Consider the following 25742-nt stretch of genomic DNA (forward strand, 5'->3'; position numbering starts at 1 on the left):
ATGACGAACCTGAACGCCATCGATCCCGCCGCCGTCGCGGAAGAAGCCAAGATCGAGACCAACGACGTCGTGATCGCGAAGTCGACGATCATCGTGCGGCGCTTCCTGCGCAACAAGACCGCCGTGACCGGGCTGGCGATCTTCGTGCTGCTCACCGTGCTGTCCTTGATCGGCGGGATCTTCTCCAGCTGGGACAAGGAGACGATCGACCCCTTCAACATCGGCATGGGCCCTTCCTCGGAGCACCTGCTGGGCACTTCCCAGGCCGGCATCGACCTGTACGCCCTGACCGTGGAAGGCACCCGGGTCTCCATCCTGATCGGCCTGGTCGTCGGCCTCGTCTCCGTGCTGATTGCCGCGGTGTACGGCTGCACCATGGCCTACTTCGGCGGCAAGGTCGACAAGGTGATGCTCTTCATCCTGGAGGCCCTCATCATGATGCCGGCCCTGCTGGTCGTGGCCGTGGCCACGAGCGGCGGCGGCAACGGCCTGCAGCAGAACCTGCCCAGCTGGATGCTGCTGATCATCGTGCTGCTGATCTTCAACTGGATGGGCACCGCCCGCCTGATCCGCTCGCTCTCGATGTCGCTCATGCAGCGTGACTTCGTCAAGGCCGCCCAGTACATGGGAATCCCGGCCCGCCGCATCGTCTGGCGCCATCTCGTGCCCAACATCGGCTCGCTGCTGGTCCTGGACATCACCCGCGGCGTGACCGGCGCCATCCTCGCCGAGGTCGCGTTCTCCTTCATCGGCATCGGCATCAAGGTTCCGGACGTGAGCCTGGGCGTGCTGATCGGCCAGGCCACCTCGCAGGTGTCCACCTTCCCGTGGATGTTCTGGGTGCCATTGACCGTGATGTTCCTGTTGACCGGTTCGCTCGCCATGATGAACGACGGCCTGCGTGACGCGTTCGACCCCAGCTCCAGCTCCATTGGCAGCGCCAAGAAAAAGAAGAAGAATTCATGAGCAGCGACACCACCCCCACCGAAGCCAGCACCGCCGAACGGCTGCACGTCGCCGGGCTGCACTCCGCGGGCGACGCCCCGGCAGGTGCGGTGCTCTCCGTCCGCGACCTCAACGTCCGCTTCAACACGGAGAACGGCGTGGTGCACGCGGTGCGCGGCGTCGACTTCGACCTGATGCCCGGAAAAACCCTCGGGATTGTCGGCGAATCAGGATCGGGCAAGTCCGTCACCTCGATGGCCATCATGGGCCTGCTGCCGGAAACCGCCGAGGTCACCGGCTCGGTCCTGCTCAAGGGCCAGGAACTGCTGGGCCTCAGCGACAAGGCCATGTGCCGCTTCCGCGGCAATGAGATCGCAATGGTCTTCCAGGATCCGCTGTCCTCGCTGACCCCGGTCTACACCGTGGGGAACCAGATCATCGAGGCTCTCACGGTGCACAACCCGACCATGAGCAAGCAGGCCAAGGAGGCCCGCGCCGTCGAGCTCCTGGCCATGGTGGGCATTCCCAGCCCCAAGGACCGGCTCAAGGCCTTCCCGCACGAATTCTCCGGCGGCATGCGCCAGCGCGTGATGATCGCCATCGCGATCGCCAACAACCCGCGCGTACTGATCGCGGATGAGCCGACGACGGCGCTTGACGTCACCATCCAGGCGCAGGTGCTCGAAGTACTGCACACCGCGCAGGAGGAAACCGGCGCCGCCGTCGTGATGATCACGCACGACCTGGGAGTCGTGGCCGGCATGGCCGACGACATCATGGTCATGTACGCCGGCAGGCCGGTGGAGACCGGCAGCGTCGACGATATCTACTACAACGCCAGGATGCCCTACACCATGGGTCTGCTGGGCGCCGTGCCCCGCGTGGACGTGGCCGAGAAGTCCTCGCTGGTGCCGATCGAAGGCATCCCGCCCAACCTCATCCATGAGCCCACCGGATGCTCCTTCGCTCCGCGTTGCCCGCTGGTCAGCGGGGCCTGCCTGCAGGGCGAGCCGGAGCTCTGGCCGGTCGGCGGAACAGGCGACGGCACCTTGGAGCACAAGGCGGCCTGCATCAAGTCCGAGGCCCTGGGCGCGGACGTGGATGTCCACGAGATCTTCCACGCCCCCGAGGTGCCCGTATCCCGGTTCGACTCCGTGCCGCGTGCCCAGCGCAAGGCCGTCCTGGAGCTCACGGAGGTCAAGAAGCACTTCCCGCTGATGAAGGGAGCCCTGCTCAAGCGGCGGATCGGAACGGTCAAGGCCGTGGACGGACTGAGCTTCGATATCCGCGAGGGCGAATGCTTCTCGATCGTGGGGGAGTCCGGCTGCGGCAAGACCACCACGCTGCTCGAAATCATGGAATTCCACCGCGACCAGGACGGCGAGGTGAAGATCGGCGGCCTTAGCAACAAAGCCGCCTCGGACGCCAAGACCAAGGCCGCCATGCGGAAGGAACTCCAGATGGTGTTCCAGGACCCCACCGGCGCCCTGGATCCGCGCTTCACCGTCTATGAGGTGCTGGCCGAACCGCTGGAGAACTCCGGAATGGCCAAGCCTGCCATCCGGAAGCGGATCATGGAGCTGATGGAGCTCGTGGGCCTCCAGCCGGACCACGTCAACCGCTTCCCGAACCAGTTCTCCGGCGGCCAGCGCCAGCGCATCGGCATTGCCCGAGCCCTCGCGGTGAACCCGAAACTGGTGGTCCTGGACGAACCAGTCTCCGCGCTGGACGTCTCCGTCCAGGCCGGCGTCATCAACCTCCTGGATAAGCTCCGCGCCGAACTGGGGCTGAGCTACCTCATGGTGGCGCATGACCTGTCCGTGGTGCGCCACATCTCCAACCGCGTGGCCGTCATGTACCTCGGCAAAATCGTGGAGATCGGGGACGTGGACAGCGTCTTCGACAACCCGCGCCATCCGTATACCCGGGCGCTGCTCTCCGCGATCCCGGTCCCGGACCCGCAGCTGGAACGCAGCCGCGAACGCATCATCCTGCAGGGCGACCTGCCCTCGCCGCTGGATGCGCCGAAGGGCTGCAACTTCGCCACGCGCTGCCCCGTCTTTGCCGCACTTCCTGCCGCGAAGCAGGAAAAGTGCCTCACCCTGGAGCCGCCGCTGGAAGCAGCCGCGGCGCCCGCCACCGGCCACGCGGCCGGCAGCCCCCGGACCGACGCCCCGGCGTCGGCCCCCACAGACCAGCAATTCGCCTGTTTCTATCCGGACGGCGAACTGGACGCGGACATGTTGGTTGTCCACGAGTCCCTCTGACGCACCAAACCGCACCTGAACCACAACTCGCACCAAGAATGAAGGGGATCATTATGAAGAATCTGACCAGGATCGGCGGGGTGGCCGCCGTAGCGGCAGCCCTCGCCCTGACCGGCTGTGGCGGAGGCGGCGCGACCACGACCGCCGAGAGCGCCAAGGCCCAGGATTCGTCCGGCGACATCAACAAGCTCATCAGCGTCAACGCCAAGAAGGCCGACGAACTGAAGCAGGGCGGCACCGTCACGCTGCCGGTCGGCAACATCGGCCCGGACTTCAACGGCTTCTCCAACGCGGGCAACTCCGCGGACAACACCGAGCTGCACTACCCGATCGACGAAGCCGGCTACGTGGGCTGCTGGAAGCTGGACTTCGACGGCACCGCGAACCTGAACAAGAACTTCTGCGAAGATTTCAAGAGCGAAGTCAAGGACGGCAAGCAGACCATCACGGTCAAGATCAACCCGAAGGCTATGTACAACGATGGCACCCCCATCAACGCCGCAACCTTCGTGAACACCTGGAAGATGCTCAACGGCAAGAACAAGGACATCGACATTGTCTCGTCCGGTGCCTACGAGTTCATCGACTCCGTCAAGGCCGGCAGCAACGACAAGGAAGTCATTGCCACCACCACCCAGCCGGTTTACCCGCTGAGCGACATCTTCGGCGGCTTCATCCCGCAGACCGTCAACACCCCGGAGCTCTTCAACACCGGTTTCTCCGGCCAGATGCACCCGGAGTGGATGGCCGGCCCGTTCAAGGTCGACAAGTTCGACTCCGCGGCCAAGACCGTGACCATGGTCCCGAACGACAAGTGGTGGGGCCAGAAGCCGGTCCTGGACAAGGTTGTGTTCCGCCAGCTCGAGGCCAGCGCCGAGATCGCCGCGTTCAAGAACGGCGAAATCGACATGGCTGACGGCCGCACGCTGACCAAGTACAAGCAGCTTGAAGGCTCCAAGAACTCCGAGGTCCGCCGCGGCCAGCGTCTCTTCGCCGGTGGCCTGAACCTCAACGCCCTCAAGGCCCCGCTGACCGACGTCGCCGTCCGCAAGGCAATCTTCACCGCCGTCGACCGTCCGGCCATCCGCGCCGTACGCTTCGGTGGCCTGAACTGGGAAGAGGAAAGCTCAGGATCGATGATGCTGATGCCGTTCTCCAAGTACTACCAGGACAACTACCCGGTCAAGGACACCGGCGCCGATGCTGCCAAGAAGGTCCTGACCGAGGCCGGCTACGCCCCCAACGCCAAGGGTGTCATGGAGAAGGCCGGCAAGCCCGTCTCCTTCAAGATCACCAACTTCGGTGACGATCCCACCTCGCTGGCCACGGTGCAGACCCTGCAGAAGCAGCTCCAGGCCGCCGGCATGGAGGTCGGCATCGATCAGCGCGGCGACGCCGATTTCGGCAAGGTTGTGGGCAGCCGCGACTTCCAGCTCACCATCAGCGGCTACACCGTGGGCGCCGACGCAACCTCGGGCGTGAAGCAGTTCTACGATTCCAAGACCAACGAGAACCAGCTCGGCGACGCCGAACTGGACAAGGAAATCAAGGACCTCGCTTCCATCCAGGACGATGCCCAGCGCAACAAGGCCGCCATGGACGTCGAAAAGAAGCACATGGCGAAGTACTACTCCATGGGCGTCATCATGAACGGCCCGCAGATCTACTTCGCACACACGGGCCTTGCCAACTACGGCGCGTCCCTGTTCCAGACCCCGGACTGGAGCCTGGTCGGCTGGCAGAAGTAACGCTCCCTCACGTATAGCGGCTTTTCGGGCGGCGCTCCCTCACTTCGTGGGGGAGCGTCGCCCGAATTGTTGCCGGACCTGAGGGAGCGTCGGCGGGTAGCGTGGAGGAATGACCTCCGTTCCCGCCCGCTCCGCCCCCGCCGCACCGCCTGAACTGGCCCGGATCCGCACCGCAATCGCAGGCTTCGGCCTCTCCGGCAGCGCCTTCCACGCGCCGCTGATCGCGGCCAACCCGGCCTTTTCCCTCGACGTCGTGTCCACCTCCGACGCCGGCAGGAAAGCGGCGGCGGCCGCCGCCTACCCGTCGGCCAGGATTGTCGATACCCCGGACGGGATCGTCGAGCTCGCCGGCCAACTTGACCTGCTGGTGCTGGGAACGCCGCCGGCCACCCACTATCCGCTCGCCAAGGCCGCGCTGGAGGCGGGCCTCGACGTCGTCGTCGACAAGCCCTTCACGGTGCGCAGCGCCGAGGGCCAGGAGCTGATCGAGCTCGCAGCACGGCTGGGACGGGTGCTCACCGTCTTCCAGAACCGGCGCTGGGACGGGGACTTCCTGACCGTCCGCGCCCTGCTGGAGAGCGGCGTCCTGGGCACCCTGACCCGGTTTGAATCACGCTTTGAGCGCTGGGCGCCCACTGTCACGAAGGCGTGGAAGGCGGCGGCCACCCCGGACGAGGGCGGCGGGGTGCTGTTCGACCTCGGCACGCATCTGCTGGACCAGGCCGTGCAGCTTTTCGGTCCCGGCACCGTGGTCCACGCGGAGCTGGCGGCCCGCCGTCCCGGCGAACGGTCGGACGACGACGTGTTCGTGGCCCTCCGGCACGATTCCGGGGTGACCAGCCACCTCTCGATGAACCTGCTCTGCGCGCAGCAGGGCCCGCGCTTCCGTCTGCTGGGCAGCGAAGGCGGCTTCACCAAGCACGGCGTGGACCCGCAGGAACCCTATCTCGCCGCCGGCGGCAGCCCGCTGGACGCGGCGTACGGGGTGGAGGACACCGGCTGGGCCGGGCAGCTGGGCCGCGACGGCCACTTGGACCGGCTGCCCACCGAGCGCGGTGCCTATCCGGAGTTCTACCGGCTCCTTGCCGAGAAAATCGCCGACGGCGGCGCAAGATCACACCGGCCGCTCCCGGTGGATCCCGCCGACGCCGTCGAAGTCCTCAAACTCATCGAACGGGCGCGGGAACTGGGTTAAACAGCCATCGACTGCTCCGCAACTGCCGTTTTGGGGGTCCAAAAGGGCGGTTACGGAGCAGCCGATGGGTGGGTGGAGCTTAGGCGGAGACCAGCTCGTGCCAGTCGGCGACGAGGGGCAGGTTGTGCGCCTCGGAAACCGAGCGGTGCGCCACCTTGCCGCCAGCGATATTGAGGCCGGCTGCGAGGGCCGCGTCGCGCTCGAACGCGGCCTTGACGCCGAGGTTGGCCAGCGAGACGGCGTAGCGCAGCGTGACGTTGGTCAGTGCGTAGGTGGAAGTGTTGGGCACGGCGCCGGGCATGTTGGCCACGCAGTAGAAGATCGTGTTGTGGACCTTGTACGTCGGTTCCTGGTGCGTGGTGGGGTGCGTGTCCTCGAAGCAGCCGCCCTGGTCCACCGCAATGTCCACCAGCACCGAGCCGGGCTTCATCCGGGAGACGAGCTCGTTGGTGACCAGCTTCGGGGCCTTGGCACCGGGGATCAGCACGGAGCCGATAACGAGGTCGGCGTCGACGACCGACTTTTCGATCTCGTAGGCGTTGGATGCGACGGTCTTCAGGCGGCCCTGGTACTGGGCGTCCAGCTCGCGCAGGCGGTTGATGTTGATGTCCAGGATGGTGACGTCGGCGCCGAGGCCCAGGGCCATGGCGGCGGCGTTGGTGCCGGCCACCCCGGCGCCCAGGACAACGACCTTGGCCGGGCGGACGCCCGGGACGCCGCCGAGCAGCACACCCTTGCCGCCGGCCGGAGCCATCAGCGAAGTGGCGCCGACCTGGACGGACAGGCGGCCGGCGACCTCGGACATCGGGGCCAGCAGCGGCAGCGAACGGCCTTCCTGCACGGTCTCGTAGGCGATAGCGGTGACGCCGGAGTTGATGAGTTCCTGGGTCAGTTCCGGCTCTGCGGCCAGGTGCAGGTAGGTGAAGAGGATCAGGCCCTTGCGGAAGCGGTGGTATTCGGCCTTGACCGGCTCCTTGACCTTCATGACCATATCGGCGCGGGACCACACATCGTCGGCCTCGGCAACGATCTCTGCCCCTGCGATGGCGTATTCCTCATCCGTGATGCCGGAGCCCAGGCCTGCGCCGCGCTCCACCAGGACGGTGTGGCCGTGGTGGCGGAACTCGTGCACGCCGGCGGCCGTGATGGCAACGCGGAATTCGTTGTTCTTGATCTCTTTGGGGACACCGATGATCATTTTTGGGCTCCAGTGCTGGTGGCCGCGCGGGCCGGGTGTACGGGGGAAGTCGTATTTCCAGAATAGGTCCGGCTGTGAGGCAGGCGACAGGGAGGCTGGACGCGGAGTACGCTCCACCCCCGTGTTTCCGGGGATTTCAGAAAACCCGCCTCGACAAATGTCGAACCAGCGGGCGTCAGGTGTCGCCTGCTGTCCGTAGCCGCCCTGTTCGGCGCCGGGACCCGCGGGGCAGTAATGTGGCAGCATGCAGCAGCAGGATGTAGAGCAGCTCGTGGAGCGCGTGGCCCTCCGGCTCGGGCGCGGGCTCTCGCTTGAAGACCTCGACGGCGTCCTGCTCGCCTACAGCTCCAACCAGTCCCAGGCGGACCGGGTCCGGGTGAACTTCCTGCTCAGCAAGCGCGTCGCGGTGGACGTCAGCGCCTGGCAGCTCTCGCATGGCATCGCGACGGCGGTCCGGCCGGTGGTGGTGCCGGCCAACGAGGAGCTGGGAATGCTGGGCCGAGTCTGTGTTCCCCTGCTGGTGCGCGGATTCCGGGTGGGCTACCTCTGGGTCCAGCTCGACGCCGAGGAGCCCACCGCCAGCACCGTCCTGGCCCAACTGCCGGAGGTGGCGCGCGAGCTGGAGGAGCTCTCCGCCCTGCTCCTGGACTCCAACACTGCCGAATCCGAGTTCCGCCGCCGGCGCGAGCAGGAGTTCCTCGCCGCCTGCCGTGGCGAAGCGAACGCCGTCGCCGCCGTCGCGGGCTGGAAGGAAGTGCAGGGCCGCGGACCCTGGCAGCTGGTGACCGTCCTCGACGCCGACGGCTGGGCCGAGGGCTCGGACCCGATCGCCTCCACCCTGATCCACCGTTCCGCCGCGCTGCAGGCCACCATCGGCGTGGACGCCGCACTCTTCAGCGCCGGGACCGAGACGCATGCCGTGGTGCTGTTCAAGGAGTCCACCGGCCGGGCCGACCACGCCCAGGTGCTGGTCCATTACCAGCTGGAGCTGGCCAAGCGTGCGGGCCGTCCGGTCCGCCGGATCATCCTGGGTACCTCCGAGGGGTTCTCCCGGCCGCGCGAACTGGCCGAAGCGTACCGGCAGTCCCGCCAGGCGGCGCAGGCCGCGGCGGTGGACCCCCAGCTTGGCGAACTCGTGGATTGCCGCGCCACCGGCCTGTACCAGCTGCTGGCCTCGGCGGGCGGCGGCGCGGGCGCGTGGGCCGACGCGGGTTCCGTCTATTTCCGGATGCTGGAGGACCACGACCGGAACGGTGAGCTGCTGCCGGTACTGGAGCTTTTCTACGACAACGACAGTTCGGTCCAGGAGGTTGCGGCCAAGCTGCACCTACACCGGAGCAGCGTCTACAACCGGCTAGGCCGGATACGCCAGGTGCTGGGCGTCGATCCGCTCAAGGGAATGGTCCGGCTGGAACTGCACGCAGCACTGAAGGCGCGGCGGTGGGCCGGGAGGCCAAGGATCTAGGCGCCGGGGGTCAGCGTTCGAGGCGGCCGCCGCTAGCGGTCCTCGCGGAGGGCGGAATTCCGGTCCTGGCCGGGGGCGGGGGGCTGCGCTGTCTCCCGCGCCGTCGGCCCCGACGTTTCGCGCGCTGCTTCCCGCGCTGTTTCCCGCGCTGTTTCCCGCCTGCGGCGGGAGATCCGGCTGTCGGTCCACAGGGCAACGGCCACGAACGCGACGCAGCTGGCCATGAAGGCCGCGGTGTTGTTCAGTCCCATCACCGTTCCGAGGATGCCGGTGAGCACCATGGCGGCGATGCCGGCCAGGATGTGCCACCCTCTGAACTTACCCACAATTCAAGCGTAACCCCGGCCTCTGCCGCGTTTCCGCGCCGGAACCCGATCGTTGTTTGATCCTTATCACGCCGTCACGAAGCATCCGCGCCGCCGTCATCGGCGCCGTCGGAAGAGCCGTGCGAGGAGGAGTCGCCCCCGGCGGCCGCGGCAGAGGCTTTTTCCGCGGCCGTTTTCTTCTTCTGCGTCTCCAGCCAGGCCATGATGTCGGCCAGCCGGATCCGCCGGTGGGTCCCGCGGTACTCGACCGGGATCTCGCCGCGGTCCGTCATGTTCCGCAGGTACGTGTGCGAGATTCCCGCCAGCTCCGCCGCCTTCGAAGTGGTCAGCATCTCCTCCACACTGCTGACGGTGACAGACTCGCCCCGGCTGAACCGGCCCAGCAGGTCGACGACGGCTTCCCTGGCGGCGGGCGGCAGGCGGTGGACGGTGCCGTCGACAAAGACCGTGATGTCGTTGCTGCCGTTGAGCGCGTACTGGAGTTTTTGTGCGTCCTCGGCCGGGAGCCCGGCGGTCACCCGGGGAGCAATCAGTGTCATGGAGTGCATCCTAGCGCCCCGGGTGCGGGCCCGCGCTCCGGTTACAGGCCCAGTTCTTCGAGCACCGGCAACTTGGCACGGACCCAGGCGCGCGCCTCGGTGGCGCTCGGGGCGGAAAGGGCCAGCTTGGCCAGTTCCTGCGCCTCGGCCAGGGTCACCGTCTTCAGCACCGCGGCCACGGCGGCGATGGAACGTGCCGTCATGGAGAGGGTGTTCACGCCCAGTCCGGTCAGCACGACGGCGAGGGCCGGGTCTGCCGCCGCCTCGCCGCACACGCCCACCGGTTTGCCGTGGCCTTCCGCGGCGGAGCCCTCGACCGTGAGGCCCACCAGCCGGAGCACGGCCGGCTGCCACGGGGTGTTCAGCGCGGCAAGCGGACCGAGCTGGCGGTCCGCGGCCATGGCGTACTGGGTGAGGTCGTTGGTGCCGAGGCTCGCAAAGGACACCTCGCGGAGGATTGCCTCGGCGGTCAGGGCTGCCGACGGCACCTCCACCATGACGCCGGGGGTCTTGATCCCGGCAGCAGCGCACAGGGAGGCGAAGCGTGCGGCTTCCTCGGCCGTCGAAATCATCGGTGCCATCACCCAGACGTCGGCCTCGGATTCCTGCTCCGCGCGGGCGATCGCCTGCAGCTGGCGTTCCAGCACGCCGGGGGTGGTGAAGTCGGTCCGGTAGCCGCGGACGCCGAGGGCCGGATTCGGCTCGGTGGCGTCGGTCAGGAACGGGAGCGGCTTGTCCGCGCCGGCGTCGAGGGTTCGGAGCACCACCTTTTTGCCCGGGAAGGCATCGAAGACGCCCTTGTACGCGGCCGCCTGCTCCTCCACGGAGGGCTCGGTGTCGCGTTCGAGGAAGCAGAACTCTGTGCGGAACAGGCCCACGCCCTGGGCGTTGAGCCCGGCAGCGGCCACGGCGTCCTTGCCGCCGCCGACGTTGGCCAGCAGCGGCACCAGGTGGCCGTCCGCCGTCGTGCCGTTGCCGTCAAAGTCCGCCAGCAGCGACGCGGTGGCGGCCCAGTGCTCCGCGGCGTCCCGCTGGGTGTCGTCGGGATCAGCCGTGATGGTGCCGGCGGCCCCGTCAACGTAGACTTCGGTGCCGTCCGGAAGGGCGTCAACCCCGGCGGCCGCGACCACGGCGGGCAGGCCCAGGGAGCGGGCGATGATCGCCGTGTGGGACTGCGGACCGCCGCCGGCGGTAAGCAGTGCCAGCACCTTCTCCGGGTCCAGCGTGGCGGTGTCCGCGGGGGCCAGGTCCTCGGCAATCAGGATGAACGGGGTGCTGGAGGCGGGGATGCCCGGGGCCGGGACGCCGCGCAGCTCGGCCACGATCCTCGCCCGCACGTCCAGGACGTCGGTAGCCCGCTCGGCCATGTAACCGCCCAGGTTATGCAGCATCTCCGAGACGGACGCGCCGGCTTCCCAGATGGCGCGCTGGTTGGAGGCGCCGCGGCCAATCAGTTTGGCGGCGGACTTCAGCAGCATGGTGTCCGTGGCCATCAGCGCGGTGGCTTCCAGTACGGCCTTGCCGTCGCCGCTGACCGTCTCGGACCGCGCCTTCAGCTCGTCGTGCACAGCCTTCGCCGCCGCCTTCAGCGCCGCCGTGGCTTCCTCGGCGGAGACGCCGGCCGGAAGCTGTTCGCCCGCCGGCGGCTCACTGACCGGTTTCGGCATCTGGCGGATGGTGCCGATGATCCGGCCGGGGCTGACGCCTACTCCTTGGAAGTTCTGCACTGAAAGTCCTCATTCTCTGCCGTGAGCCAGTAAATCAGTCCAGGTGCCGCCATTGGACCGCTAGATCCTAGATTTCCTGCGGCGGTCCGCTGCGTCAACCCGCAACCCGTTGCACCTGAAAGCCGAGCTGAAAAAAGTGTATGTGATGCACTTCATATAGCGTTGCTATAGGTGCTAGGGTAGCGGTTATGAGTATCGATGGCCAGCTACCGCCCAAAACCCGGCTGCTGCGTGCAGCCGCGGGATTGCTGGCCAAGTCCGGGGGAGCCGCGGTTTCCACACGCCAGATCACGCAGTTGGCGGGGGTGACCGCCCCAACCCTCTACCACCACTTCGGTGACAAGGAGGGGCTGTTTGACGCCGTCGTAGCCGCGGGGTTCGAGGAATATGTGGCGGGCGAACGCGACTTCGCCCCCTCCGGGCAGCCGCTGGAGGATATCCGCCGGATGTGGGACCAGCACGTGCAGTTCGGTCTCAAGCAGCCGGAGCTGTACCTCGTCATGTTCGGCAACATCCGCCCCGAGAGCCGACCCGCCGTCGTCGCCGACGCGGAGGCGCTCATGGAGGAAATGCTGAACAAGGCTGCCGTCGCGGGCCAGCTCAACGTCCCGCCCAGGGAGGCGGCGAGGAGCATCCTGGCCGCCAACGTCGGCGTGACCCTCATGCTCATCACGGAGAAGGCGCCGGAGCGGAACCTTGAGCTCTCCGCCATGACCCGCGATGCGATGCTCTTTGCGGTCTCCACGGAGCAGGCACGGGAAACCGCGCCGGATTCCGGAAAATCCCCGGTCGTGGTGGCGGCGATCGCGCTGAATGCGGCGCTGCAGGCCTCGCACTCGGACCAGCTTTCCAGCTCCGAACTCAAGCTTTTTCTCGAATGGCTCCACCGGATCTCCACCAGTTCCACCAGCTAGCTCGAAATATCGGACAATCCTGCGGTGCAGCAGGAACAACGGTTAGGAAATCAGATGGCAACAGAGACAGTTGCAAAACCACGGACCAGCATGCGGGTCGGCGTCCAGAAGTTCGGCACCTTCCTGTCCGGCATGATCATGCCCAACATCGGCGCGTTCATCGCCTGGGGCATTATTACCGCCTTCTTCATCCCGGCGGGCTTCACCCCCAACGAGGAACTGGCCAAGCTGGTCGGCCCGATGATCACCTTCCTGCTGCCGCTCCTGATCGGCTACACGGGCGGGCGCATGGTCTACGGCGTCCGCGGCGGCGTCGTCGGCGCGGCCGCCACCATGGGCGTGATCGTCGGCACTGACATCCCCATGTTCATCGGCGCGATGATCATGGGCCCGCTGACGGCCTGGATCATGAAGAAGCTCGAAAGCCTCTGGGAGAACAAGGTCAAGCCCGGCTTCGAGATGCTGATCGACAACTTCACGGCCGGCATCGTCGCCGCGGTCATGGCCATCTTCGGCATGCTGGTGATCGGGCCGGTGGTGAAGGCCTTCAGCAACGGTGCCAGCGCCGTCGTCGAGTTCCTGGTCAACAACGGCCTGCTGCCCTTCACGAGCATCTTCATCGAACCGGCCAAGGTGCTGTTCCTGAACAACGCCGTCAACCACGGCATCCTGACCCCGCTGGGCACCGAGCAGGCGCTCGCCCAGGGCAAGTCCATCCTGTTCCTGCTTGAGGCCAACCCCGGCCCCGGCGTCGGCATCCTGCTCGCCTACATGATCTTCGGCAAGGGCATGGCCAAGGCCTCGGCCCCCGGCGCCGCGCTGATCCAGTTCGTCGGCGGCATCCACGAGATCTATTTCCCGTACGTGCTGATGAAGCCGATCATCATCCTCGCCGCGATCGGCGGCGGCATGACCGGCATCTTCACCCTCGTCCTGACCGGCGCGGGCCTGCGCTCGCCGGCCGCCCCGGGCAGCATCATCGCCGTGTTCGCTGCCACCCCCGCGGACAGCTTCTTCGGCGTGGCGCTTTCAGTCCTGCTCGCCGCCACCGTGTCCTTCCTGATCGCCTCGGTCATCCTCAAGGCCAGCAAGGACGTCGAAGGGGATGAGCTTGGCGCCGCGACCACCCGGATGGAGAGCATGAAGGGCAAGAAGTCCTCGGTCTCCTCCGCCCTCACCGGTGCCGGCGCGGGTGCCGGCGGTGTCGCGGTGCTGGCCGGGCCGGTCAAGAACATCGTCTTCGCCTGCGACGCCGGGATGGGCTCGTCCGCCATGGGCGCCTCCGTGCTGCGGAACAAGATCAAGGCCGCCGGCTACCCGGACGTCAAGGTCACCAACTCCGCGATCGCGAACCTTTCCGACACCTATGACGTCGTCATCACGCACCAGGACCTGACCGAACGGGCCAAGCCGGCGACCTCCAGCGCCGTCCACGTCTCGGTGGACAACTTCATGAACTCGCCGAAGTACGACGAGATTGTGGAACTGGTCAAGAGCAGCAACGCCCCGGCCGACGCGTCCGGTGCGATGGCGGGCGCGGGCGCTGCAGGAGCCGGCACGGCCGTGGCTACGGCCCCTGCGGCCGAGGCGGAACCGGAAAACGGCGCGGGCCCTTCGGGCATCCTGGTGGCCGACAGTGTGATCCTCAGCGGCACGGCAACCACCCGTGATGCCGCGATCGACGAGGCGGGCCGGCTGCTGCTGGACCGCGGCGCCGTCGACTCCGGCTACCTGGACGCCATGCACGAGCGCGAGGAATCCGTCTCCACCTACATGGGCAGCTACCTTGCGATCCCGCACGGCACCAACGCTGCCAAGGACCACATCATGAAGTCCGCGGTGTCCGTGGTCCGCTACCCGGACGGCATCGACTGGAACGGCAAGGAGGTCAAGTTCGTCGTCGGCGTCGCCGGCATCAACAACGAGCACCTCCAGATCCTGTCCTCGATCGCCAAGGTCTTCACCAACAAGGCACAGGTCGCGCAACTCGAGGCGGCCACCACCGTCGACGAAGTGCTCGACCTGTTTGGAAAGGTAAATTCCTAGTGAAGGCTGTTCATTTCGGAGCCGGAAACATCGGCCGTGGATTCGTCGGGCTGCTGCTGCACGAGGCCGGGTATGAGGTGGTGTTCGCGGATGTCGCGGACGCCCTCATTACCCAGCTCGCCGCGGCGGACAGCTACCAGGTCCACGAGGTGGGGGACAACCCGGCTGTGCGGACGGTGGACAACTTCCGCGCGCTGAACTCGGGCACCCAGGAAGCCGACGTCGTCGCGGAAATCGCGACGGCGGACATCGTCACCACCGCGGTGGGCCCACACATCCTCAAGTTCGTGGCACCCGTGATCGCCAAGGGGATCGCGGCGCGGGCAGCGGGACTGGCGCCGCTGCAGGTGATGGCCTGCGAGAACGCCATCAACGCGACCGACATCCTGAAGTCCGAAATTGCCGCGCAGTGGGATCCGGCCGCCGGTTCCCTGGACGACGCCGCCGTGTTCGCCAACACGGCGGTGGACCGGATCGTTCCCAACCAGGAGGCCGGCCAGGGCCTGGACGTCACGGTGGAGACGTTCTACGAGTGGGTCATTGACCGCACCCCATTCAAGGGCCGGGAGCCGGTGATTCCGGGGGCGACCTTCGTGGACGACCTGGCGCCATACATCGAGCGGAAGCTGTTCACCGTGAACACCGGGCACGCCTCGGCCGCGTACTTCGGTTTCGAAGCCGGGCTGGGCAAGATCTCGGAGGCCATGGCGGACCAGGACGTCGCCGCCGATGTGCGCGCGGTGCTCGACGAGACCAAGGAACTGCTGGTGGCCAAGCACGGCTTCAACCGGGAGGAACAGGAAGCCTACGTGCAGAAGATCCTCGGCCGCTTCTCCAACCCGCACCTCCCCGACACGGTGAACCGGGTGGGGCGGGCGCCGTTGCGGAAGCTGAGCCGGCACGAGCGCTTCATCGGACCTGCAGCGGAGCTCGCCGAGCGCGGGATCGTCCCCGAGGCACTCCTCGGTGCGATCGCCGCGGCCCTGCGGTTCAACGACCCGGCCGACGCCGAGGCGGTGGAACTCGCGCAGCTCTTGAACTCCTCGACCCCGGAGGACGCCACGACGAAGATCACCGGCCTCGATGCGGGCCACCCGCTGTACCCGGCCGTCCGTGCCCTCGTCGAGGAGGCCAAGGCCGCCGTCTAGCCCCGATCCTCCCTCACGTTTGGCGGGTTTATGACCGACGCTCCCTCACGTTTGGCGGAAAAACGACGGACCCTCCCTCACATCATGTGAGAGAGGGTCCTTCATTTAAGCGCCGGAGCTGAGGGAGCGTCGCCCCTGGATCGGCCGAAGCTGAGGGAAGGTCGCCCCCGCGCGCCCCGGAGCTGAGGGAGCGTCAGGAGCGGGAGGCGGCCGTTTCGGCGTCGGCCATCGCCTTCCACTCGGCGACGCGCGCCTGGTGCAGCGGCGAGCGGCGTACGACGGCGAAGGCCGCGCCCAGGGCCGCGAACCAGAGCGGCGTGACCAGCAGGGCCACGAGGGTGTCCGGCTGCGTGGTGAGGGCCCAGACCAGGAACGCGAAGAACGCGAACACGACCCACACCATCGGGATGCCGCCGGGCATCTTGAACGAGGACGCCGTGTGCAGCTCCGGCCGGCGCTTCCGGAACACCAGGTAGCTGGCCAGGATGATGCTCCAGACAAACATGAAGCAGACGGCGGACACGGTGGTGACCATGTCGAAGGCCACGCCCACGTCCTTGCCGGCATACAGCAGCGCGACGCCGGCGAGCAGCAGCACGCAGGAGAGGAACAGGGCATTCTGCGGGACCTTGCGGCTGGAGAGGCGGCCGAAGAGCTTGGGCGCGTCGCCGTCGTTGGCCAGGCCGTAGACCATCCGGGAGGTGGAGTAGATGCCGGAGTTGGCCGAGGACATCGCGGAGGTCAGCACGACGAGGTTCACCACCGTGGCGGCCATGCCGAGCCCGGCGAGGGAGAACATCGCGATGAAGGGGCTCTGGCCGGCCTTGAAGCCGGTCCACGGGGTGACGGACATCAGGATGATCAGGGCGCCGACGTAGAAGAGCATGACGCGCAGCGGGATGGCGTTGATGGCGCGGGGCAGGTTGTGCTCCGGGTTCTTGGTCTCGGCCGCGGCGGTGCCCACCAGCTCGATGCCCACGAAGGCGAACACGGCGATCTGGAAGCCGGCCACGAAGCCCATGAACTCCTTGGGGAAGAAGCCGCCGTGGCTCCACAGGTTGCTGAAGCTGGCGGTGCCGGCATTGGACTGGAAGCCGGTGAAGATCATGACCAGGCCCACGGCGATCAGCGCCACGATGGCCACGATCTTGATCAGCGCGAACCAGAACTCAGTCTCGCCGAAGGCTTTCACGGTCGGCAGGTTCAGCAGCAGCAGGATGATGATGGTCGCAATTCCCGGGACCCACAGCTGGATGCCGGGCCAGAGCTGCTCGGCGTAGCCGGCGATCGCGATCACGTCGGCCACGCCGGTGACCACCCAGCAGAACCAGTAGGTCCAGCCGGTGAAGAAGCCGGCCCAGGGTCCCAGCAGGTCGCCGGCGAAGTCGCTGAAGGACTTGTAGTTCAGGTTGGAGAGCAGCAGTTGGCCCATGGCGCGCATCACGAAGAACAGCATGAAGCCGATGATCATGTACACGAAGATCACGGACGGTCCGGCGACGGAGATGGTCTTGCCGGAGCCCATGAAGAGGCCGGTGCCGATGGCGCCGCCGATGGCCAGCAGCTGGATGTGCCGGTTACTCAGCGAGCGTGCAAGGTGGGGCTCGCTGTCCCGGCTGGAGGCAGTTCGCTGCTCCGCGGTTGTCTGTTCGGGCATGTCAACAATCCTTAGTGTGGTCCGCCGAAGGTGACGGCGGTTACAAATCAGCCTTCCCAAAGTACAGCTTTGGAAATCGTGGTGCGATATCGAGGGGTCGCCGCGGCGTCATGGCAAGCTGGGCAGGTGACTTCAAATTCGGCCGGTCCGACCGCACTGCTAACATTCGGCGTCGACGCCGGGACGTTCCGGCTGCGCCGCGCAGCCCGGGCGGACCTGCCGGCCATTCTGCGACTGCTCGCCGACGACCAATTGGGGTCCTCGCGCGAGGACACCGCGGAGCTGGCGCCCTATGAGGCGGCCTTTGCCGCGATCGACGCCGACCCCGCCCACCTGCTGCTGGTAGGGGACCTGACTCCGGCGGACGGCGCGGGCGCCCGCGTGGTGGCGACCTTCCAGCTCAGCTTCCTCCCGGGCCTCTCCCGGCGTGGATCGTGGCGGGCGCAGCTCGAGGCCGTACGGGTCGCCGGCGAGCTGCGGGGCCAGGGGGTCGGGGCCGCGATGGTGCAGTGGGCGCTAGAAGAGTCGCGCCGGCGGGGGTGCTCCCTGGTGCAGCTCACCACGGACAAATCACGGACGGCGGCCCATCGTTTCTATGAACGGCTGGGTTTCGCGGCCAGCCACGAGGGCATGAAGCTCCTCCTCTGAAGCCCACACCGCCACCATTGACTCTTAGGTACCCTAACTGTTAGGCTACCTAACTATGAGTGAAGAACCGACGGCGGACGCCGGCCTGCTGACCCTCGCCGGAGATTTCCGCGAGGCCCTGCGCCACAGTATCTACCTGGTGCGGCGACTGGACGCGGACGGCGAGCTCACGGCCGCCCAGCTCAGCACGCTCAAGATGCTGCTGGACAGGGCGGGGACCGGCCGCGCGGACAGTCCCGAGACCAGCGGCGTGCGGGTCGGCGACATTGCGCGCAACCTCGGGGTCAAGGTTCCGAGCGCCACCGAGCAGATCATCAAGCTCGAACGTGCCGGGCTGGTCCGGCGCGAGGCGGATCCGGCAGACTCCCGGGCCGTCCGCGTCAAGCTCACCGTCGAGGGGCACGCCGCCGTCGAATCCGCCAACGCCCGCCGCAACGCGGTCATGGCAGGGATCCTCGGTTCACTCACGGACACGGAACGGCAGGCCCTCGCGGCCGCCATCCCGGTGATCGGCAAGATCAACGAGACCCTCCAGCCCTGACAGCCGGGCCTGCGGCCTGCCGGGAAAACGACAGAACGAACCACAACCTTAGGAGCGCCCTCCATGGACGGCCAGCTCACGGCGCCCGCGCCGGAAGCAACATCAACCCTTGAGGCCGAAAAGGCCTCGCTACTCAAGCAGCCCAAGGCGGTCTGGGCCACGGCCCTCGCGGCGGTCTTCGCCTTCATGGGGATCGGGCTGGTGGACCCCATCCTGCCCGCCATCGCCAAGAACCTCGAGGCCACCCCCAGCCAGGTGTCCCTGCTCTTCACCAGCTACTTCATGGTCACCGCCATCGCCATGCTGATCACCGGCTTCGTCTCCTCCCGGATCGGCGGCAAGCGCACGCTGCTGGCCGGTCTCGCCATCATCGTGGTCTTCGCCTCCCTGTCCGGCCTTTCCGGCAGCGTGAGCGAGTTGGTCGGCTTCCGCGCCGGCTGGGGCCTGGGCAACGCGCTCTTCGTCGCCACCGCCCTGGCCGTGATTGTCGGCGTCGCCAGCGGCGGCGCCGGAACCGCGATCATCCTCTACGAGGCGGCCCTGGGACTGGGAATCTCGCTCGGGCCCCTGCTGGGCGCCCTGCTCGGCGGCTGGCAGTGGCGTGCCCCGTTCTTCGGCACCGCGGTGCTGATGGCCTCGGCCTTCATCGCACTTGTTGCCCTGCTGCCCAAGACCCCGCTGCCCGAGCGGAAGGTCCGGCTCCGGGACCCGCTGCTGGCACTGGGCCACAAGGGCCTGCGGACGACGGCGGCCAGCGGGCTGTTCTACAACTACGGCTTCTTCACCATCCTCGCCTTCACGCCCTTCATCCTGGGGATGGATGCCTACGGAATCGGGGGCGTCTTCTTCGGCTGGGGTGTCGCCGTGGCCGTCTTCTCGGTGTTCGTAGCCCCTGCTCTGCAGCGCCGCTTCGGCGCCGTCCGGGTACTCAGCGGCACCCTGGCGCTGCTGCTCCTGGACCTGGCCGGCCTCGGTTTGGCCGCGGGGCACTCGGTGCCCGCCGTCGTCGTCCTGGTGGTGGTTTCCGGCGCGCTGCTGGGGATCAACAACACGATCTACACCGAGCTGGCCATGGGTGTTTCGGATTCGCCCCGGCCGGTGGCGTCCGCCGGGTACAACTTCGTGCGCTGGATGGGCGGGGCGCTGGCACCGTTTGCCGCCGCGCAGCTGGGTGAGCACTTCGGGCCCCAGGTTCCGTTCTTCGCCGCGGCCGTGGCCATGGCGCTGGCGATCGTGGTGGTCCTGGTCGGACGCCGCTACCTGAGCTCGCACGAGCCGCACCTGGTCTAAGGCGTCCCGCAGCAACAAAAAAACTGAGGCCCATGTTCCGCGGAACATGGGCCTCAGTTGTCGGCGCTTGCGCTGCCGGGGTTACTTCTTGGCGGAGCCCTTCGGCACGAACAGCGTCTCCGCGTGCTCAAGCGCCATGCCGTTGGTCTCCGGCACCTTGAACATCACGAAGAAGAACGACGCCGCCGCAAACAAGGCGTACATGGCATACGTCAGGGGCAGCGAGGCGGCCGCCATCACGGGGAAGCTCAGGGTGATGGCGAAGTTGGCGATCCACTGGGCAGCCGCGGCCAGGCCCAGGGCGCGGGCGCGGATGCGGGACGGGAAGATCTCACCCAGCAGCACCCAGACCAGCGGGCCCCAGGAGGCACCGAAGCTGATGACGAAGACGTTGGCGGCCACCAGGGCGGCCGGGCCCCAGGCGCCCGGGAGCGTGATCGCGTCGCCGGAGCCGGTGGCGGAACCGAACGCGAAGGCCATGGTCGCCAGCGAGGCGGCCATGCCGATGGAGCCCGCCAGCATGATGGGGCGGCGGCCGATCCGGTCCACCAGCGCGATGGCCACGAGGGTCACCAGGATGTTGGTGATGGCGGTCGCCACGGAGATGGTGAGCGAGTCCTTCTCCTGGAAGCCCACCGCCTTCCAGAGCGTCGTGGAGTAGTAGAAGATCACGTTGATGCCGACGAACTGCTGCAGCACGGACAGGATGATGCCGATCCACACCACCGGCTGCAGGCCCAGGGCCTTGCCGCGCAGTGAGCCCTTCTGGCCCGCGAGCTTGTCCTCCTCGATGGCCTTCTTGATGTCGCGCAGGTGGCGGTCCGTGTCCTCGTTCGGGGCGATGGACTCGAAGACCTTGAGGGCTTCCTCATCCTTGCCCTTGAACACCAGGAACCGCGGCGATTCGGGAAGCGTGAAGGCGATCCAGCCGTAGACGACGGCGGGGACGGCCGCGGCGACGAACATCCAGCGCCAGGCCTCGACGCCGAACCACAGGGCCTGGTCGGCGCCGCCGGCGAAGTTGGCGAACAGGGCGTCGGAGAGCAGCGCGGCGAAGATACCGGTGGTGATGGCGAGCTGCTGCAGCGATGCCAGGCGGCCGCGGACGTGGCGCGGCGAAATCTCGGAGATGTAGGCGGGGGCGATCACCGAGGCGAGGCCGATGCCCAGGCCGCCGATGAGGCGCCAGAAGATCAGGTCCCAGACGCCGAAGGCGAAGCCGGTGCCGAAGGCGCTGACCAGGAACAGCAGGGCCCCGAGCTTCATGGCGGGGATGCGGCCGTAGCGGTCCGCGACCTTGCCGGCCAGGTAGGCACCGGCAGCGCAGCCCAGCAGGGCGACCGCGACGGCGAACCCGGTGACGGCCTCGCTGAGCGCGAATTCGTCCTTGATGGCGTCGACGGCGCCGTTGACGACCGAGGAATCGAAGCCGAAGAGGAAGCCGCCGACGGCGCCCGCCACGGCCAGCCAAATGACCCGCTTGGGGATCTTGGCGACGGTCTGGTCTTGGGTGGTGGTCATGTGGCTCCCTCGGCAATTCGTGGTCCGCGGCTCACGCCGCAACTACCAAGTCTTACACCGGCACCGCCGCGGCGCATGTCACAGGACTTCGAAAGTGAGATGAAACATACAGTTAACCGCCAACGGCAGGCAGCCATAAGGCTGCCTGCCGTTTCGCGGGTCAAGAGCGGCTAGTGCGCGGCGACCGACTCCTTGGCGGCGGCCTTCGGATCGGTGAGCTTCTTGTTCGGCAGCGCGAAGCTGATCAGGAAGGCGATGCCGGTCAGGACGGCGGCGGTCAGCATCACGGCGTCGATCGACTGGGCGAATCCCTCGGTGATCGGCCGGGTCAGGCTGGCGTTCGCGGTGTGCAGCCAGCTGGTGTCGTTCAGCGAGTCGTTGCTGGCGCCGTTCTTGAAGAACTCGTACAGCTTGGCGTTCGCGGGGTCGGCGGCAACGGCCGGGTCCTTGAGTACCTTGAGGTAATCCGCGTTCTGCACCGCGGCTTTCATCCCGCTGCCGATCTTGTCCGCCGCGAGGCTGAACAGCATCGAGATGAACACCGCGGTCCCCACCGCGCCGCCCATCGAGCGGAAGAAGGCGGCGGAGGAGGTGCCCACACCCATGTCCTTGGCCGGAACCGAAACCTGCATGGCGAGGGTGAGCGGCTGCATGCAGAAGCCCAGGCCGAGGCCGAAGAACACGGCAATCGCGCCGGGAACCCAGAGCGGGGTGTCCACACCCAGTGAGAGCCCCATGACGACGGCGGCCGCGGTCAGCACGGCGGTGCCAAGGATCGGGAAGATCCGGTAGGTGCCGGACGCGGAGATGGTCCGGCCGGCGGTGATGGATCCGGTCAGGATGCCCACCGTGAAGGTGATCATCATGAGGCCCGCCTCGGTGGGGGTGAGGCCCTTGACCAACTGCAGGTACATCGGCAGCATCGCGATGGCACCGAACATACCCACGCCGATGATGAAGTTCAGCAGCGAGGAGAGTCCGAACGTCATGTTCTGGAACAGCCGGAGGGGGATCAGGGCGTAGTCTCCGGCGCGCTTTTCGGCGAGCAGGAAGGCGATGATGCCGACGACGCCGAGCGCGTAGCAGAGGAAGGCGCCGGTGGAGGTCCAGCCCCAGGTGCGGCCCTGTTCGGCGACGAGCAGCAGCGGGACGATTGCCAGTGTGATGGCGGCGGCACCCCAGTAGTCGATCTTCTGCTTGAGGTGCTTGGCCGGCAGGTGCAGGTAGAGGAAAACGACGGCGAGGGCAGCCAGGCCGATCGGGATGTTGATGAAGAAGACCCAGCGCCAGCCGTCGAAGCCCAGGATGTTGGCGGAACCGGCGAACGCGCCGCCGATCACCGGGCCCAGCACGGAGGAGATGCCGAAGACGGACATGAAGTAGCCCTGGAACTTGGCCCGGTCCTTCAGGGCCACGATGTCCCCGATGATGGTCAGCGCGAGGGCCAGCAGGCCGCCGGCGCCCATGCCCTGGATGCCGCGGGCGATCGCGAGTTCGGTCATCGAGTGGACCGAGCCTGCGTAGAGCGAGCCGGCCAGGAAGATCAGGATCGCCGCGAGGTATAGCGGACGCCGGCCGAAGATATCGCTGAGCTTGCCGTAGAGCGGCGTGCTCACCGTGGAGGTGATCAGGTACGCCGTCGTCGCCCAGGCCTGCAGCGAGAGGCCGTCCAGGTCGTTCGCGATGGTGTAGATCGACGTGGACACGATGGTCTGGTCGAGGGAGGACAGGAACATGCCGAGCATGAGGCCCACCATGACGGTGATGGTCTGACGGTGGGTCAAGACCTCTCCGGGCAGGCGCGAGGAGGTGGTTTTGGACATAACTGCTCCAAGGGGGAAGTTTTATGGGGTCAAGCAGGAAGGTTGCTTTCAGTAACTATCTTAGGGCCTGCTTTGTTCCCGCCCGCACCCCGGACCGGTCTCTGGCCCGGTAACCGGTCCGCTAACTGGTCCCCGTGCTCAGCGTTCGAGCAGGATCCCGTCCGGGTCGCACCAGATCAGCTGGCCCGGACGGATGGCGACGCCGTCGATCTCCAGTTCCACGTCGGCCTCCCCGGCACCTTCCTTGGCGCTCTTTCGCGGGTTGCTGCCGAGTGCCTTCACTCCGAGCGGCAGCCCGGAGACCGCCACCCGGTCGCGGATGGCACCGTTGATCACGACGCCGGCCCAGCCGTTCTCGACGGCGCCCGCCGCGATCATGTCCCCCATCAGTGCGGTGCGCAGCGAGCCGCCGCCGTCGACCACCAGGACGGCGCCGTTCCCCGGCGTCGCCAGCGTGGCCTTGACCAGGGCGTTGTCTTCGAAGCAGCGGATTGTCCGGACCGGGCCGTTGAAATGGGTGTGGCCGCCGAGGGAGTGGAACTGCAGCGAGATGGAGTCCAGTTCCGCGCCGCGCTCGTCGAAAAGGTCGGCGGTGTTTACGGGGTTGGCGGGTTCTGTGCGGGAGTGGGTCACTGGTTCTCCTCGGCCGGGTGAATAACGTGATGCCCACGATAGTCTGGGCCAACACTGATCTTCAGCTCCAGCATCAGTTCCGGGGGGAACCATATGAGCCTGTCCAATATCGCCGCGCCGGCGCTCGCCGAACCGCAGCAACGCGTCCGCCCGGTCTGGACCGCAGGCGTGGTCCTGGTCAACGTGGGCATCAACGCGGCGTTCTTCGGCCCGCTTCAGGTGCTCCTCGGCCAGCAGGCGGCGGCCTTCGACGAAGGCGAGAAGGAGGCGATCCTGGCCCTCGTGACCGGCGCGGGAGCGGCTGTGTCGCTCGTGGCCAACCCCCTGTTCGGGGCCCTGAGCGACCGGACGATTGCGCGGCGGGGCCGCCGGGTGCCGTGGGTCCTCTTCGGTGCCATCCTTGGCGCCGCCGCGCTGACTGCCCTCGCGGGAGCCCCGAATGTCGCCGTTATGACGATTCTCTGGTGCCTCGTCCAGGCAGGCTGCAACGGAGCCTACGCGGCCATCACCGCCGCCGTTCCGGACCGGGTGCCGGTGGCTCAGCGCGGTACCGTGGGAGGCCTCGCCGCGATGGGCCAGACCATGGGCATATTGATCGGGGCCGTGATCGCCGCCGTCGTCTCCGGCAACTTCGCGCTTGGCTACGCCTTCTGCGCGGTGGCCCTGCTGGCCGGCGTCGGTCTGTACTTCTTCAAGAACGACGACGTCGCGCTGCCGCGGGAAGCCAGGCCGCGGCTCGTACCGGCCGAATTTGCCAAGAGCTTCTGGATTTCCCCGGCCCGGTACCCGGATTTCGCCTGGGCCTGGCTCACCCGCCTGCTGGTGAACATCGGCAACCACATGGTGACGCTCTACCTGCTGTTCTTCCTCACCGACGCCGTCCACCTGCCGCAGACGCAGGGCATCGAGGCGGAGGTCGGCGTCCTGGTCCTGACCGGCCTGTACGCGGTCATGGTCATCATCACGAGTGTGATCGGCGGCCGGCTCAGTGACCGGATGGGCCGGCGCAAGCCGCTCGTCATCCTGTCCTCGGCCGTCATCGCGGCGGCCGCGTTGATCCTTGCCTTCGCCCCGACCTGGCCCGGGGCGCTGATCGGCGCCTCGGTGCTGGGCATCGGCTTCGGCGCCTACCTCGCTGTCGACTTCGCCCTGATCACCGAGGTGCTGCCCACGGCTCTGAACCGGGGCAAGGACCTGGGGGTCATCAACATCGCCAATTCGCTGCCGCAGGTGCTGGCTCCGCTGATCGCCTACCCGTTCGTGGCGCTCTGGGGCGGGTACGTCTCGCTATACATTGCGGCGGCCGTGATCGGGCTGCTGGGCGCCGTTTTCGTGGTCAAGATCAAGGGTGTGGACTAGCCGGCAGGGGAGCTCGTTTGACTGGCAGGGAGCCCCATACCGTGCCGTATAGTGGACGGGATTCCCGCGGCAGTGCTGTGGACTAACCCTCCCGGCTGCCGAGAAAACGACCCCGGAACGCTGCTGATGCCTGAATTCCCTTCGGATCTTCCACCAATGGCCCCGCCGCCCACCCTGCCCCGGCAGCGCCTGCGCTATGCGCGCATTCTGGACGTCGCCGCGGGTTTTGCCCGCAAGGGACTCGACTCCGTGGTCCTCTCCGAGGTGGCAGCCGGGGCGGATGTCCCGCTGGGAACCCTGTACCGCTATTTCCCGTCCTCCACGCAATTGATGCTGGCCCTGTACCGCAAGCAGCTCGGCGAACTCCATCTCGGCGAATGGCCGGACGGGGCCCGGGCGCCGGCGCACGCCCTGGTGGGCGCGGTGATGGAAATCTTCCACATGCGCCTGATGCAGCCCGCCGTGGAGCAATGCCTGAACCTCACGGTCTACGCGAAGGACACGGACACCACCCGCCTGCTCAGGGACATCGACGCGACGGCGGAGAAGGCTGTGACCGCGGTCAGCGGCGACCCCGCCGTCTCACGGGTCCTGCTGCTCACTGTCACCGGCCTGGTGCAGTCCGTGCGGTGCCGCCGGCTGTCGCTTTTCGAAGCGGAGGAGGACCTGAAAAAGGCCTGCTCGCTGCTGGCCAGGGGCCGCGAGGCCAAGTAGCCCAAGGGCCCGGGCGGTCTAGACCAGTTACCGGATTA

General features: G+C 67.3%; 21 protein-coding genes. 13 read left to right on the plus strand and 8 right to left on the minus strand.

Annotated features, from left to right (window positions below; translation table 11 throughout):
- From AC1DNC_RS05370 to AC1DNC_RS05385, 4 genes are all read left to right on the plus strand, one after another.
- The gene (locus AC1DNC_RS05370) at positions 1-966 is read left to right on the plus strand and encodes an ABC transporter permease (RefSeq protein ID WP_476861510.1); all 966 of its coding nucleotides are present in this window, start codon (positions 1-3) and stop codon (positions 964-966) included.
- Positions 963-3212, plus strand: a complete 2250-nt coding sequence (locus AC1DNC_RS05375; protein WP_476861511.1) for an ABC transporter ATP-binding protein — start codon at positions 963-965, stop codon at positions 3210-3212. Before AC1DNC_RS05370 ends, AC1DNC_RS05375 begins: the two co-directional genes overlap by 4 nt.
- Before the next feature lie 53 nt (positions 3213-3265).
- The gene (locus tag AC1DNC_RS05380) at positions 3266-4960 is read left to right on the plus strand and encodes an ABC transporter family substrate-binding protein (RefSeq protein ID WP_476861512.1); all 1695 of its coding nucleotides are present in this window, start codon (positions 3266-3268) and stop codon (positions 4958-4960) included.
- Between the two features lie 109 nt (positions 4961-5069).
- A complete protein-coding gene (locus AC1DNC_RS05385; RefSeq protein ID WP_476861513.1) occupies positions 5070-6155 on the plus strand; it encodes a Gfo/Idh/MocA family protein in 1086 nt (361 codons plus the stop codon).
- Positions 6156-6234: 79 nt separating this feature from the next.
- On the opposite strand, the gene ald is transcribed toward AC1DNC_RS05385, so the two are convergent.
- Positions 6235-7353: an alanine dehydrogenase gene (gene ald / locus AC1DNC_RS05390; RefSeq protein WP_476861514.1), complete on the minus strand. Its 1119-nt coding sequence runs from the start codon at positions 7351-7353 to the stop codon at positions 6235-6237.
- Between the two features lie 244 nt (positions 7354-7597).
- Here ald and AC1DNC_RS05395 point away from each other — a divergent pair, with 244 nt between their 5' ends.
- The gene (locus AC1DNC_RS05395) at positions 7598-8818 is read left to right on the plus strand and encodes a PucR family transcriptional regulator (protein ID WP_476861515.1); all 1221 of its coding nucleotides are present in this window, start codon (positions 7598-7600) and stop codon (positions 8816-8818) included.
- A 32-nt stretch (positions 8819-8850) separates the two neighbouring features.
- On the opposite strand, the gene AC1DNC_RS05400 is transcribed toward AC1DNC_RS05395, so the two are convergent.
- From AC1DNC_RS05400 to ptsP, 3 genes are all read right to left on the minus strand, one after another.
- Positions 8851-9144 carry a hypothetical protein gene (locus tag AC1DNC_RS05400; protein WP_476861516.1) on the minus strand — a complete coding sequence of 98 codons (294 nt, stop codon included), beginning with the start codon at positions 9142-9144 and terminating at the stop codon, positions 8851-8853.
- A 74-nt stretch (positions 9145-9218) separates the two neighbouring features.
- Positions 9219-9683, minus strand: coding sequence for a helix-turn-helix domain-containing protein (locus tag AC1DNC_RS05405; RefSeq protein WP_476861517.1), 465 nt, complete (start codon positions 9681-9683; stop codon positions 9219-9221).
- Positions 9684-9724: 41 nt separating this feature from the next.
- Complete coding sequence (gene ptsP, locus AC1DNC_RS05410; RefSeq protein ID WP_476861518.1) at positions 9725-11410, minus strand: phosphoenolpyruvate--protein phosphotransferase; 1686 nt, start codon at positions 11408-11410, stop codon at positions 9725-9727.
- Positions 11411-11598: 188 nt separating this feature from the next.
- Here ptsP and AC1DNC_RS05415 point away from each other — a divergent pair, with 188 nt between their 5' ends.
- Genes AC1DNC_RS05415 through AC1DNC_RS05425 form a run of 3 tightly spaced genes read left to right on the plus strand, consistent with a single transcriptional unit; the run spans position 11599 to position 15518 of the window.
- Positions 11599-12324, plus strand: a complete 726-nt coding sequence (locus tag AC1DNC_RS05415) for a TetR/AcrR family transcriptional regulator (RefSeq protein WP_476861519.1) — start codon at positions 11599-11601, stop codon at positions 12322-12324.
- Between the two features lie 54 nt (positions 12325-12378).
- On the plus strand, positions 12379-14370 hold the full coding sequence (locus AC1DNC_RS05420; protein WP_476861520.1) for a PTS mannitol transporter subunit IICBA: 1992 nt from the start codon (positions 12379-12381) through the stop codon (positions 14368-14370).
- The gene (locus AC1DNC_RS05425; RefSeq protein ID WP_476861521.1) at positions 14370-15518 is read left to right on the plus strand and encodes a mannitol-1-phosphate 5-dehydrogenase; all 1149 of its coding nucleotides are present in this window, start codon (positions 14370-14372) and stop codon (positions 15516-15518) included. The genes AC1DNC_RS05420 and AC1DNC_RS05425 overlap by 1 nt, the downstream gene beginning before the upstream one ends.
- Before the next feature lie 193 nt (positions 15519-15711).
- Here AC1DNC_RS05425 and AC1DNC_RS05430 read toward each other — a convergent pair whose 3' ends face one another.
- Entirely contained in the window at positions 15712-17175 is a 1464-nt protein-coding gene (locus AC1DNC_RS05430) for an amino acid permease (RefSeq protein WP_476861522.1), read from the minus strand.
- 126 nt (positions 17176-17301) lie between these two features.
- Here AC1DNC_RS05430 and AC1DNC_RS05435 point away from each other — a divergent pair, with 126 nt between their 5' ends.
- The 3 genes from AC1DNC_RS05435 to AC1DNC_RS05445 all read left to right on the plus strand — a co-directional run bounded on the left by AC1DNC_RS05435 (position 17302) and on the right by AC1DNC_RS05445 (position 19654).
- A complete protein-coding gene (locus tag AC1DNC_RS05435; RefSeq protein WP_476861523.1) occupies positions 17302-17823 on the plus strand; it encodes an N-acetyltransferase family protein in 522 nt (173 codons plus the stop codon).
- 55 nt (positions 17824-17878) lie between these two features.
- Positions 17879-18364: a MarR family winged helix-turn-helix transcriptional regulator gene (locus AC1DNC_RS05440; RefSeq protein ID WP_476861524.1), complete on the plus strand. Its 486-nt coding sequence runs from the start codon at positions 17879-17881 to the stop codon at positions 18362-18364.
- A 63-nt stretch (positions 18365-18427) separates the two neighbouring features.
- A complete protein-coding gene (locus AC1DNC_RS05445) occupies positions 18428-19654 on the plus strand; it encodes an MFS transporter (protein WP_476861525.1) in 1227 nt (408 codons plus the stop codon).
- 81 nt (positions 19655-19735) lie between these two features.
- Here AC1DNC_RS05445 and AC1DNC_RS05450 read toward each other — a convergent pair whose 3' ends face one another.
- From AC1DNC_RS05450 to rraA, 3 genes are all read right to left on the minus strand, one after another.
- On the minus strand, positions 19736-21175 hold the full coding sequence (locus AC1DNC_RS05450) for a sugar porter family MFS transporter (protein ID WP_476861526.1): 1440 nt from the start codon (positions 21173-21175) through the stop codon (positions 19736-19738).
- Between the two features lie 170 nt (positions 21176-21345).
- Positions 21346-22998, minus strand: coding sequence for an MDR family MFS transporter (locus tag AC1DNC_RS05455; RefSeq protein WP_476861527.1), 1653 nt, complete (start codon positions 22996-22998; stop codon positions 21346-21348).
- Between the two features lie 138 nt (positions 22999-23136).
- Entirely contained in the window at positions 23137-23631 is a 495-nt protein-coding gene (gene rraA, locus AC1DNC_RS05460) for a ribonuclease E activity regulator RraA (RefSeq protein ID WP_476861528.1), read from the minus strand.
- 93 nt (positions 23632-23724) lie between these two features.
- Between rraA and AC1DNC_RS05465 the strand changes: the two genes are divergently transcribed.
- Together AC1DNC_RS05465 and AC1DNC_RS05470 are read left to right on the plus strand one after the other, a co-directional pair.
- Entirely contained in the window at positions 23725-24990 is a 1266-nt protein-coding gene (locus AC1DNC_RS05465) for an MFS transporter (protein ID WP_476861529.1), read from the plus strand.
- Positions 24991-25116: 126 nt separating this feature from the next.
- Complete coding sequence (locus AC1DNC_RS05470) at positions 25117-25704, plus strand: TetR/AcrR family transcriptional regulator (RefSeq protein WP_476861530.1); 588 nt, start codon at positions 25117-25119, stop codon at positions 25702-25704.
- Positions 25705-25742: the final 38 nt, after the last annotated feature.

Source organism: Arthrobacter sp. 01N442 (genome assembly GCF_056399345.1).

Coding starts and splice junctions, on each gene's coding strand:
- AC1DNC_RS05380 (WP_476861512.1), top strand. CDS start 3,266: ATGAAGAATCTGACCAGGATCGGCGGGGTGGCCGCCGTAGCGGCAGCC.
- AC1DNC_RS05465 (WP_476861529.1), top strand. CDS start 23,725: ATGAGCCTGTCCAATATCGCCGCGCCGGCGCTCGCCGAACCGCAGCAA.
- AC1DNC_RS05420 (WP_476861520.1), top strand. CDS start 12,379: ATGGCAACAGAGACAGTTGCAAAACCACGGACCAGCATGCGGGTCGGC.
- AC1DNC_RS05430 (WP_476861522.1), bottom strand. CDS start 17,175: ATGCCCGAACAGACAACCGCGGAGCAGCGAACTGCCTCCAGCCGGGAC.
- AC1DNC_RS05395 (WP_476861515.1), top strand. CDS start 7,598: ATGCAGCAGCAGGATGTAGAGCAGCTCGTGGAGCGCGTGGCCCTCCGG.
- AC1DNC_RS05415 (WP_476861519.1), top strand. CDS start 11,599: ATGAGTATCGATGGCCAGCTACCGCCCAAAACCCGGCTGCTGCGTGCA.
- AC1DNC_RS05440 (WP_476861524.1), top strand. CDS start 17,879: ATGAGTGAAGAACCGACGGCGGACGCCGGCCTGCTGACCCTCGCCGGA.
- AC1DNC_RS05375 (WP_476861511.1), top strand. CDS start 963: ATGAGCAGCGACACCACCCCCACCGAAGCCAGCACCGCCGAACGGCTG.
- AC1DNC_RS05385 (WP_476861513.1), top strand. CDS start 5,070: ATGACCTCCGTTCCCGCCCGCTCCGCCCCCGCCGCACCGCCTGAACTG.
- AC1DNC_RS05370 (WP_476861510.1), top strand. CDS start 1: ATGACGAACCTGAACGCCATCGATCCCGCCGCCGTCGCGGAAGAAGCC.
- AC1DNC_RS05470 (WP_476861530.1), top strand. CDS start 25,117: ATGCCTGAATTCCCTTCGGATCTTCCACCAATGGCCCCGCCGCCCACC.
- AC1DNC_RS05445 (WP_476861525.1), top strand. CDS start 18,428: ATGGACGGCCAGCTCACGGCGCCCGCGCCGGAAGCAACATCAACCCTT.
- AC1DNC_RS05455 (WP_476861527.1), bottom strand. CDS start 22,998: ATGTCCAAAACCACCTCCTCGCGCCTGCCCGGAGAGGTCTTGACCCAC.
- AC1DNC_RS05405 (WP_476861517.1), bottom strand. CDS start 9,683: ATGACACTGATTGCTCCCCGGGTGACCGCCGGGCTCCCGGCCGAGGAC.
- AC1DNC_RS05450 (WP_476861526.1), bottom strand. CDS start 21,175: ATGACCACCACCCAAGACCAGACCGTCGCCAAGATCCCCAAGCGGGTC.
- ald (WP_476861514.1), bottom strand. CDS start 7,353: ATGATCATCGGTGTCCCCAAAGAGATCAAGAACAACGAATTCCGCGTT.